Annotated in this window: 13 protein-coding genes; 1 reads left to right on the forward strand and 12 read right to left on the reverse strand. The window is 71.0% G+C overall.

Features of this window, described 5'->3' with window-relative positions:
• Positions 1 to 17: 17 nt before the first annotated feature.
• The 8 genes from ACGFN2_RS35650 to ACGFN2_RS35685 form a co-directional block, all read right to left on the reverse strand.
• Positions 18 to 245, reverse strand: coding sequence for a hypothetical protein (locus ACGFN2_RS35650; RefSeq protein WP_393367111.1), 228 nt, complete (start codon positions 243 to 245; stop codon positions 18 to 20).
• Between the two features lie 22 nt (positions 246 to 267).
• A complete protein-coding gene (locus ACGFN2_RS35655; RefSeq protein ID WP_393367113.1) occupies positions 268 to 429 on the reverse strand; it encodes a hypothetical protein in 162 nt (53 codons plus the stop codon).
• Between the two features lie 70 nt (positions 430 to 499).
• Positions 500 to 655, reverse strand: coding sequence for a hypothetical protein (locus tag ACGFN2_RS35660; protein ID WP_393367115.1), 156 nt, complete (start codon positions 653 to 655; stop codon positions 500 to 502).
• 147 nt (positions 656 to 802) lie between these two features.
• Positions 803 to 1,717 carry a hypothetical protein gene (locus ACGFN2_RS35665; RefSeq protein WP_393367116.1) on the reverse strand — a complete coding sequence of 305 codons (915 nt, stop codon included), beginning with the start codon at positions 1,715 to 1,717 and terminating at the stop codon, positions 803 to 805.
• Positions 1,714 to 2,220 (reverse strand): hypothetical protein, encoded by a 507-nt coding sequence (locus ACGFN2_RS35670; RefSeq protein WP_393367117.1) that lies wholly within the window; start codon positions 2,218 to 2,220, stop codon positions 1,714 to 1,716. The genes ACGFN2_RS35665 and ACGFN2_RS35670 overlap by 4 nt, the downstream gene beginning before the upstream one ends.
• Positions 2,217 to 2,693 (reverse strand): hypothetical protein, encoded by a 477-nt coding sequence (locus ACGFN2_RS35675; protein WP_393367118.1) that lies wholly within the window; start codon positions 2,691 to 2,693, stop codon positions 2,217 to 2,219. The genes ACGFN2_RS35670 and ACGFN2_RS35675 overlap by 4 nt, the downstream gene beginning before the upstream one ends.
• A 251-nt stretch (positions 2,694 to 2,944) precedes the next feature.
• A complete protein-coding gene (locus ACGFN2_RS35680) occupies positions 2,945 to 3,133 on the reverse strand; it encodes a hypothetical protein (RefSeq protein WP_393367119.1) in 189 nt (62 codons plus the stop codon).
• Complete coding sequence (locus tag ACGFN2_RS35685; RefSeq protein ID WP_393367120.1) at positions 3,130 to 3,981, reverse strand: hypothetical protein; 852 nt, start codon at positions 3,979 to 3,981, stop codon at positions 3,130 to 3,132. The genes ACGFN2_RS35680 and ACGFN2_RS35685 overlap by 4 nt, the downstream gene beginning before the upstream one ends.
• 171 nt (positions 3,982 to 4,152) lie before the next feature.
• Between ACGFN2_RS35685 and ACGFN2_RS35690 the strand changes: the two genes are divergently transcribed.
• Positions 4,153 to 4,884, forward strand: a complete 732-nt coding sequence (locus ACGFN2_RS35690) for a GntR family transcriptional regulator (protein WP_393367121.1) — start codon at positions 4,153 to 4,155, stop codon at positions 4,882 to 4,884.
• A 373-nt stretch (positions 4,885 to 5,257) separates the two neighbouring features.
• Here ACGFN2_RS35690 and ACGFN2_RS35695 read toward each other — a convergent pair whose 3' ends face one another.
• From ACGFN2_RS35695 to ACGFN2_RS35710, 4 genes are all read right to left on the reverse strand, one after another.
• Complete coding sequence (locus ACGFN2_RS35695) at positions 5,258 to 5,740, reverse strand: hypothetical protein (RefSeq protein WP_393367122.1); 483 nt, start codon at positions 5,738 to 5,740, stop codon at positions 5,258 to 5,260.
• A 134-nt stretch (positions 5,741 to 5,874) separates the two neighbouring features.
• Positions 5,875 to 6,042: a hypothetical protein gene (locus ACGFN2_RS35700; RefSeq protein WP_393367124.1), complete on the reverse strand. Its 168-nt coding sequence runs from the start codon at positions 6,040 to 6,042 to the stop codon at positions 5,875 to 5,877.
• Positions 6,043 to 6,123: 81 nt separating this feature from the next.
• Positions 6,124 to 6,291 carry a hypothetical protein gene (locus ACGFN2_RS35705; protein WP_393367126.1) on the reverse strand — a complete coding sequence of 56 codons (168 nt, stop codon included), beginning with the start codon at positions 6,289 to 6,291 and terminating at the stop codon, positions 6,124 to 6,126.
• Positions 6,292 to 6,869: 578 nt separating this feature from the next.
• Positions 6,870 to 8,474 (reverse strand): protein rep, encoded by a 1,605-nt coding sequence (locus ACGFN2_RS35710; protein ID WP_393367128.1) that lies wholly within the window; start codon positions 8,472 to 8,474, stop codon positions 6,870 to 6,872.
• Positions 8,475 to 9,098 lie beyond the last annotated feature (624 nt).

Raw genomic sequence — 9,098 nt, forward strand, 5'->3', positions numbered from 1 at the left:
CCCGGATTGTCGGCCGATCAGCGGGTGTGGGTGCGGATCACGTCGAGGCAGACGCCGGGAAGATCGGCCACCCAGTCGAGGTCGTCGAGGGTGACGCCATGCCTCTCGGCCGCCGCCAGGAGGTCGGCCAGGAGGGCGGTTGCGGCGGCGCGCTGCTGGTCGGTCACCGGCGCCGGCCCGAAGCGCTCGACGGCGCCGACGCGATCGGCCAGGGTGCGGCCCTTGCTGTCGGTGTAGTTGGTCATGGGGCGATCCTTCCGTTCGTGGTCAGTTGTCGTTGGGCGGTTGGCCGATCACGGCGCGGTTGGCCGCCCTGCGGGCCAGCCTCAGCTCCGCCGGCGTCACCTGCGGGTCACGCGAGACCTCCGACAGCCAGAGGTGGAGATCATCGGCGTCCCACTCGTGCATGTCGTGCGGGATGAGGATCATGTGCGGCCTCCGCAGCGGCGGCAGGCGCCGCCTTCGTTGCTCTCGCCGCAGCCGCCGCAGTTCGTCTCGCTCACCGCAGCCTCCCCTTGGTGCCGTTGGGGGTGCCGGCGACGGGGCGATCGGCGGGGGCGGAGGTGTATCCGCCGTCGCGGCCGGAGTAGACCCGTACGTCCTCGGGCCGGGCCTTCTCGGGGGCGCGGGTGGGCATCGTTTTGCGGAGTGCCACGATGGGGCTCCTGTCTCTGCGAGATGGGAGCGGGCCTGGTCGGCGTCTTGGCGGATGGACGACCGGGCCCGCGCTGCGTGGAGCGTCGGCTGACGGCTCCTCGGCCCGGCCCCGGCCGACGAGGGACGGGGGCGGACCGGGTGGCCGTCAGTCCGGGATGCAGTGCCACCGGGCGGGGTTGTCGGGGTCCTGGACGAGCCGCTGCTGCTGCCGGAACGCGCCCATGCCCGAGTGCCCGAACGGCTCCCCACGGCTCCCCAGCGGCTCCCCGGCGGCTCCCCGCCGCTCCCCGGCGCTCCCCGCGATAGGGCTCTGACCTGCGTCCCCACCCGTGGGGAGCCCTGTGGGGTGGGGAGTGGGGGGCTCCGTGGGGGAGGGGAGGGGCGGCAGGTCCTCGCGGCGGATGCCGGCGTATCCGCCAACCTTCCCGACGCGCACCTTGGAGCGGGTGGGGATGTGGTGGTCGGCGAGCACCTTCTTGAGGTCCTCTGAGCGGGCGTCCTTGAGGCCCTCCAGGCGCTCCCGCATGAGGGGCAGAAGCACCTTCAGGTGGACCCCTTTCTCGGCCCCGATCGCGGACCGCACGAGAGCCACGACCGGGTGCTCGACGGGGGCGCCGACGGAGGATGCGGCGGGAGCCTCCGCGGGGGTCTCCTCCCCCGCCTCCTGGCCGTCCTTCTTGCGGGCCGCGACGCGGGCCTTGAGGCACGCGAGGCACCACCCGGCGGCGAGCGGCCACAGGACCCCCGGGTGAGCCTCCACCAGGCGCCACAGGCCGTACCCGGCGCCACCCAGGACAGCGCACCGTGCCCAGACCCCGAGGTCTGCCGAGATGCCGTCCAGGTCGCCGCGGTGGCCCCGGCGGCACCATGCCCATGTACTGGGCCCGATCCGCTTGGCCAACTCCGTGTTGCCCTCGGCGAAGGCGTCGACGATCCGGCCGACGGCGGCGCCGGCCTTCTCCGCGGCCTGCTCCGCTTGCTCGACACGGGCCTTGAGGCCAGCGTCGTCCGCACCCGGCTCCGGCTCCTCGGACAGCGGCTTGTCCAGGCTGATCGTCACAGCGACCACCCGCCGTTGAGCGCGTCCGTCAGCCACGCGCCGCCGGTGTTGTAGAGGTCCGGCACCCACTGCATGAGGGCCGAGAACCCGGCCGTCGCGCACAGGGTGACGCCCGCGAGCACGCCCCCGAGCATCCGTTTCTTGTCCGACTTGCCAGCCGCCTTCAGGACGATCCCGCCGACGAAAGTGCCGATCAGGACCATGCACGCGCCGCCGTACGTCAGCGTGCCCATCGCGCCCTGCGCAAGGGTCGTGGGGCCGTGCGCGCCGGTCGCGACGCCCACCGCCTTCTCCCCCACCCGGTTCGTCATCTCGGTCGCCTGGACCGCGATGGCGCCGAGGAGGCCGCCGACGCAGAGCGTCCAGCTCGACCCGGTGACGAGCCCCCCGACGTACGGCACCAGGGACTTGATCTCGCGGTTGCTCTTCCACCACGTCCGCGCGCTGATCACAAGGATGGTGGCGGCCACGGTTCCGCCGGCAATGGTCAGCGTCGTGTTCATGCTCGTACTCCTGTCAGTGCCGCGACCAGGTCGGGCCAGAGAACGCCCCACGTGCCGCCGATGAATGTGACGGCCACGCCAAAGGCGTCAAGCCAGGTGAGGCGCCGGACGAGGTCCCCGGCGAGGGTGGTGCGCAGGCGGCAGGGCCGGTGGATGCGCGCGGCCACGACCGCGATCGCGACGGCCGCCGCGACGTGGGAGGCCGCGTAGTGGATGTCCGTCCCGATGTGGTCCAGCGCCGATCCCCAGAGCCGGGCGACGCCGTAGCCGACGCCGGGCAGCGGGTAGATCGCGGCCGCCGTGGCAGCCACCGCCGCGAGCGGGGACACCCGGTGGGGCACCGCCCGCGCGAGGCGCTGCCACCAGGTCAGGTCCGGCTCGACCGGGACCGGCTGGTGGACGGTGACGTGGATGTCGAGCTGCTGCGGGCCGGGCCACAGTGCCGGTGCCTGCGGCGGCACCCAGCCCGGCATCCCTCCGCCACCGGGCGGGACCGGCGGGGCCGGCGGCCGTCGCGTCCACCAATCCCCGGACCCTCCAGCGGCGGTGGCCACCTGGGGGACAGGCGGCGCGGACACCGGCTCCGCAGCGGCAGACGGGGTGGACGGCAAGCCCGGACGGACCGGCCAGGACGCCGGGATCACGGTGCCGGACAGGGCAGGCTCGGCGGCCTGGGCAGGGAGATGGACAGTGGGCGGAGTCTCCGGCTCCGGCGGGACGGCGCTCACCCCAGCCCCCCGATCCGGCGCAGCAGCCAGGCCCGCACCCGCAGTTCGTCACCGTCGGGACCGGCGATCACCGGCCGCCGCGCGGCCACGTAGCCCGGAGGCAGAGAGGTCGGGGCGGGCTCGACGTCCCGCCACCAGCCCTGCACCGGCAGGATCGTGCGCGTCACCACCACCGGGGCCGTCATGCGCTCACCCCCGCCAGCGCCATCTGCTGCGGCGCCGGCCGCGGCCCGTAGTGCTCAACGAGCTGCCCAAAGCACTTCTCGACGAACGACTTGCTGCGGTCGGCAAGCTCGGCGGTCTTCCGGATGCTGAGCACGCCTTCGCGCCAGCACTGCTCGATGATGCGAGCCGCCTCCTCCGCGCTCAGCTCCACCGGCTCCACCACCGGCTCGACGCGCGGCACGGGAGCAGCCGGGACCTCCGGCCGGTACAGACCACCAGAGCCGCAGATGGCCACCAGCGGCCGGGCCGGGGTCGGAGCAGGTTGCGGAGCCACACGCGGCACAGGAGCCGTCAGGACAGGCTCGGGAGTCCTGGGGACAGATGCCGGGACTGGGGTGTCCACCCGTGCCGGGGTGGTGTCCACCGCATCGAGCAGCTCCGCGATCCGGGCCACGATCCGGCGACGGTAGGCCGTGATCGCCTCCGCCAGCAGCACCAGCAGCACCGGCAACACCGAGTGCAGCAGCAGCCCGGCCGGGTCGAGGTGAGTTGGCAGACCGAACGGCGTGCCGGTCGGCCACAACGAACCCCAGCAGTTCATGAGCCAGGTGGCCAGGCCCGCGAACCAGCGCAACAGCGAGGCCATCCCACCCGGGCGCACTTCGTGCTCGGTCAGCAGCCCATCGACGACCAGGACCGTGCCCAGCGCTGACGCCACCAGTGGGTCCAGCATCCAGGCAATCCATGCCGAGACGCCGTGATTGAGAGCAAATTCGGTGACGTTCGTCGCGGTGAACGCGAGGCACCCCGTCGCGACGATCACCAGTGCAACGGTCAAACCGCGCAAAATCGCTTCAAGTTGAGTCACGGCGTAGCCGCCGGCAGTCGTAGCCGACGGTCGGTGGACAGGGTGGACAGGCACAGGCGTCCCCTCTCAGCTAGCCCAGAAAAGTAGACTGGTCTATCTGTACAGGAAGACTAGTCTACGTGTAAAGGTAGGGTGCTCTACTTGAGAGGTAGACCGGACTAGGAGGACGCCATGGCAGCCCGAACTGGGTATGCGGACATTGCCGCCCATTACCGGCAGGTCATCGAGGACGGGCAGCTCATGCCCGGCGAACCGCTGCCGACCATGGAGTCGGTATGTGCCGAATTCGGGGTGGCCCGAGCCACCGTCAACCGTGCCTTTCAGCAGCTCAGGGCCGAGGGGCTAACCACCAGTCGGCCAGGAGCGCGGACAGTGGTCGCCGCGCGGTCTCGTGTCGCGTCCACCGGTGCGGCACGGCTCAATCGCCTAGACCGGACGGGCAGCCCTTACGCGCCAGGGGAGACCAGTACGGACCACGTGGCCATGCTGCGCTCGTGTGCTGACCCGGACATCTGCGAGCAGCTGGGCATCGAGCCGCACGACGAAGTCGTCATCAGGCGCAGGGTCTTCCGCAAGGACGGCCGCCCGACCGTGGTCGGGCTGTCTGTGATCCACATGCGCGCGCTGATCGACGTGCCCGAACTGCTGCAGCCCGGCCAGCTCAAGCCGTTCTGGCAGAAGCGGTACACCGAGCGCACCGGCCGGACGGTCAGCCGCACGCCCGAGCGCCGCGGTGCCCGACTGGCGAGCAGCGATGAACTGGCTGCCCTAGAGGTCGATGTGCCTGCGAGTGCCGCCGTGCCCGTACTCGTCCTCCAGACCGCTTTCCACGACGAGCAGGGCCCTCTGGAGGTCTGGGAAGACGTCTACGCCCCGGGCCTGTGGCAGGTGTCCACTGACTGATCACCACTCAGCCCACAGCCAGAGGCCCGCCCCCAGACAAGGGACGGGCCTTCGTCATGCCGGTGGACACCGGTGGACGGACCGGTGGACACGCCCATGATCCGTAATCCTCCGTGGCCTACCGCGTCGGCGACCGCGGCGGCATCGGGGTGGGCAAAAGCGCTTCCTGGGGGAGGGGGTGGGCACGCTGGCGTCCGGCCGCCGTCCACCACCGTCCACCTCGGCCGGGCACCGTACCCCCGCCGTCGCGACCGCGGGCGCGTGAGGCGACCGGACGCCGAGACGTGGCCAGCGGGGGGCAGCTGCTGCCGCGCTGTGGCCGGGCACCGTCACGCTCTCCAGCGCTGCGGGCCGCCGTGAGCGCGCCGTGCGGCTATCCCTCGTCGTCGGCCTGCCCCTCGAACAGCTCCGGTTGGGCCGGCCTGGACTTGAAGGGCGGAAACAGCGATCCGCGTTGCGACTTCGGCAGCGACATATCCGGGGTCGGGATCGTCGGCCGCGGCACCGCCGGAGCGACAGGAATGTCACGTGACTTTGCTTGGGTGCTGGGCCCAAAGTCACGTGACTTTGCTGCACCCTCAGCATCGTCACGTGACTTTGCAGCCGACGTCGATGCATCGTCACGTGACTTTGCTCGGGCCTCATTGGTGCGCAGCCAGCGTTCGCGCAGCAGCGCCATGTTCACGGTCTGGTCGATGGTCTGGCGGGTCCGACGCGCCTCGTACGCGCGCTGCCGACAGTTCCGCGAGCAGTAAATCCGGGGCTTGGTGCCCAGCGACTCGGGCACCTCCCGCTCATGGCAGTACTGGCACAGCCGTCGGCCGGCCTCATCCCGGGGAGTCTCGATTTTCGTCACCCGCCGACCGTACCGGGGAGGCGCGATAGAACTTTCTCTACATCATCAAGGCGGCCCTGGTGGGCCGTGCGGCCCGGCACTCGGCCGGGCCGCTCATGCCTTCGTCCCGCTGCCCGGCCGCCCGCCGGACCGCATCACGCATCGCTGTCGAACAGGTGCGTCCACAAGGCCTTGGCGGTCCCGGAGACCGCGCCACCGATCGCAGCCAGGGCGCCCTTCTTCACGAACTCAGCACTCGGATCGGCCTGCTGCTGAAGCGCCGGCGCCTGCGGCTGCTGGTCTCGCTGCTGCTGCTCACTCATTCGTTCCTCCACGATGCTCTCCCGGTCAGGCCGGGCTGATCGGCACGGTGAGGGAGCGGCGGCCAAGGTCCGCAACTCCCTTCACCCCTTGCGTGGCCTCGGCCCTGGTTCAACAGGACCGGGCCCCTGGCGCGGCCAGGAGGGCGAGGCGAGAGCAGCAGAGCAGTCCAGCGAGCGGCAGCCGAGCACGAGCACGACCAGGAGCACGACGTGCTCCAGGACGACGACGAACTGCCGTAGCTCATGCATTTCGAATGCCCCAGGACGAGCACACCTCTTGCACTCCGCTCCGGCCGCCGACGCCGGCGTCCGACAGCCCGCGCAGCGAGGAAGCCGCGCGGCGAGTGAGCGCGCGCTCGAACCCTCCAGCGCCCTGCATCACGAGGGTTGTCGGAGTTCCGCCGGTCACTTACCACGGTGGGTGACCTGGCAGTTTTCGACCGCCTCAGGACACTCCTGGGGGTCCTGTTGTGGGTCCTGTTGTGGGTCCTGTTGGGGGTCTCGTTGGGGGAGCGAGTTAGTACGTACTGACCCCAGTAACCCCCCCGCCGCCACACAGGCCGGCGGGGGTTTTCTGCGGCGACCGGGCACGGTCGGGGTGAGCAAGTTATCGACGAAGACCATCTTCCGCACCCGCCCGGCAAGCCGAGCAAGTTGTCGCCTTGGACCGTCCTACGCGTCGCCCCGGCCTGCCCAAAGCGGAGCCCCGACCGAGGCAGTCGGGGCTGCGGGAGTCGGCCTGTACGCCGGGTTCTGTCGCCTGCCCGCCGACAACCCGGGGTTGTCGGCGGGCGCAGAGAGGCGGAGCGAGTTAGTGCTTACTGATGTCAGTTTCGCTTCGGCGCCCGGCTGGTCTGTGGGGCTGCTGGGGGAGTCGGCACGGCGGTGGTGACCGGCGTCCCAGCACGCGCGAGACGGAGGCGGCGCCGGAACTCCGCATGCGCGGCGGCACGGTCGCCGTCGGTCTGCTCCTCGATGCCGAGCGCCAGCACCTCGTCCTCGGCGGCCTGCTTGGTCGCCTTGGCCCGCGCGGCGTACTGCGGGGCATCGGGGTGGGCGGCGAAGTGCTTGGCGCGGGCCTCGATCTCGATGTGCTCGGCCAGGGCGAGGCCCCGGCGCCAGACCTCGGCGCGGGCGGCCAACTGCATGCGGTCGCCGCGGCGCAGCACCTCGTCGATGGTCGGCAGCGTGCCGTCCTCGGGCAGTTCCTCGGCGTCCAGGATGTCGGCGCCCCAAACCAGGCCCCAGGACTCGGCCAGCGTACGAACGGCGGTCACACCGCCCCTCTCCGCGGCTTTGAGCAGGGCCAGCGCGCGGCCCTTGTGGCGGGCAATGTGGCGGTACCAGGTGGCGGCTGGGATGCAGGCGAGCCGGTCACCGGCCGACTCCTCCTCCGCCGCGACGTCCTTGTCGTTGCGGTCGTCCAGCTCGAAGCCCATCTCGGCGAGGAGCTTGCGCAAGCCGTTGGACCAGTACAGGGACCGCACGCCGGTCGCCGTCTGCTCGAACTCCCGCCACAGGTCGACATCGCGCGGATCGGCGTCCGGCTGGACGGCGGCGCGGGCGATCTCGAACGGGGTCCGGTGACCGGCCTGCCCCGTCTTCACGTCCTGCCGGGTGAGTTCGGCCGCGACGCCCCACCGGGTCTTCCCGTCCTGCCCCTTCATCAGGTAGCGGGCCAACTGGCCGGACTCACCGCGGTCCGGGGCATCGATCTTCACACCGACCGGCTTGCCGTCCGCGCCCGTCTCGACCGGGAGGTAGGCGCCGGCCTTCTCCAGCGCGGCGGACCAGACCTCAAACGCCAGGGCCTGCAGAGCCTCGACCCGGCCGGACGCCAGGGGCCGGGCCAGGAACAGCAGCACGTGGTAGTGGCAGTGCCAGCCGTTGGGGCCGTGGGTGACCTCCCAGGCCCGGACGAAGCCGCGGACGCCGTACGCCTTCTTGGCGTCGCGCCAGGCTCGTCCCGCGTTCTGCCCGAACCCGGCCTTCCACGCCTCCCGCTGCTGCTTCTCCAGCACGGCGAGCGCCTGGCGCTCGTAGTGGCGCATGGTCAGCGTCATCATGACCAGGCCGCAGCTCTGGCACTCCCAGAACTTCCCGACCTGGTCCAGCTCGTCCTGGCGGACGCGGCGGATGCTGGTCGAGCAGCAGGGGCAGACGTGCACCGATCCGCAGGTGACGACTCCGGCGTACCCGGCACGGCCGTTGCGGAGGACGGGGGTGACGCCGCCCGCCAGCACGCTGATGCCGCACTTCAGGAGCCGGTCGAGCCCGCTCACGGCACGCAGGCTCTCCCGCAGCTCGAAGCGCCCGTCGCGGGCGGCGGTGTCCGCGTCCGACTCCATCGCAGCACCGCGCTGGTCGCCGCTGAAGTGCCGGTCGTGGTCCGACTCGTCCTGTTTCGTTCCATGCAGGCCGCTGACCTGCATGTCCGTAGTTTTCGCGGTAGTACCAAGGCGCCGCACCGTTTTGGTGGCCGAATCGGGGGCCTGACCTGCGGTTTTGTGGTCCTCAAAAGCGGACACTTTCGCGGCTCGGGTGGCCTTTTTGCGGCAGGCGTCCGAGCAGTACGCGCGAGCGCGCTTACCAGTAGATTTCGGCAACTTCCGGTTACAACCGGGGCATTTTGGCGAGTGAGCGCGGGAGGCCCGCATCGCCTCCAAGCGGGCCTTGTGCTGCTGGTCGAACTCGTCGACGGACCGCGGGGCGGGAAGCGGCGCGGACGCGGGTCCCTGTGGCGGGACGCCGGGATCGTTTCGTACGATGCGCAAAGCAACGTTTCCTGTCGGTGGAGAAGACCGATTGGGATGCGGGCGAGCCGGGATTGCCGTCCCGGCTCGTTGCATTTGTGGGGTGTGATCATGCCATCCCGCAGCCGTCCCCCGTAGGGACGGCGCGCACAAAGGCCCGCCCGGTTCGCCGGGCGGGCCTTGTCGTTTGACGTCGTGTCATGTATTGCCCGGATTGTCGGCCGATCAGCGGGTGTGGGTGCGGATCACGTCGAGGCAGACGCCGGGAAGATCGGCCACCCAGTCGAGGTCGTCGAGGGTGAC

The sequence above is a fragment of the Streptomyces sp. NPDC048612 genome, from assembly GCF_043199295.1.
Taxonomy (GTDB): domain Bacteria; phylum Actinomycetota; class Actinomycetes; order Streptomycetales; family Streptomycetaceae; genus Streptomyces.

Bases quoted from the DNA above. Each gene is read 5' to 3' on its own strand.
- ACGFN2_RS35650 (WP_393367111.1), bottom strand. From the start codon at position 245: ATGACCAACTACACCGACAGCAAGGGCCGCACCCTGGCCGATCGCGTC.
- ACGFN2_RS35655 (WP_393367113.1), bottom strand. From the start codon at position 429: ATGATCCTCATCCCGCACGACATGCACGAGTGGGACGCCGATGATCTC.
- ACGFN2_RS35670 (WP_393367117.1), bottom strand. From the start codon at position 2,220: ATGAACACGACGCTGACCATTGCCGGCGGAACCGTGGCCGCCACCATC.
- ACGFN2_RS35675 (WP_393367118.1), bottom strand. From the start codon at position 2,693: ATGCCGGGCTGGGTGCCGCCGCAGGCACCGGCACTGTGGCCCGGCCCG.
- ACGFN2_RS35680 (WP_393367119.1), bottom strand. From the start codon at position 3,133: ATGACGGCCCCGGTGGTGGTGACGCGCACGATCCTGCCGGTGCAGGGC.
- ACGFN2_RS35690 (WP_393367121.1), top strand. From the start codon at position 4,153: ATGGCAGCCCGAACTGGGTATGCGGACATTGCCGCCCATTACCGGCAG.
- ACGFN2_RS35700 (WP_393367124.1), bottom strand. From the start codon at position 6,042: ATGAGTGAGCAGCAGCAGCGAGACCAGCAGCCGCAGGCGCCGGCGCTT.
- ACGFN2_RS35705 (WP_393367126.1), bottom strand. From the start codon at position 6,291: ATGCATGAGCTACGGCAGTTCGTCGTCGTCCTGGAGCACGTCGTGCTC.
- ACGFN2_RS35710 (WP_393367128.1), bottom strand. From the start codon at position 8,474: ATGCAGGTCAGCGGCCTGCATGGAACGAAACAGGACGAGTCGGACCAC.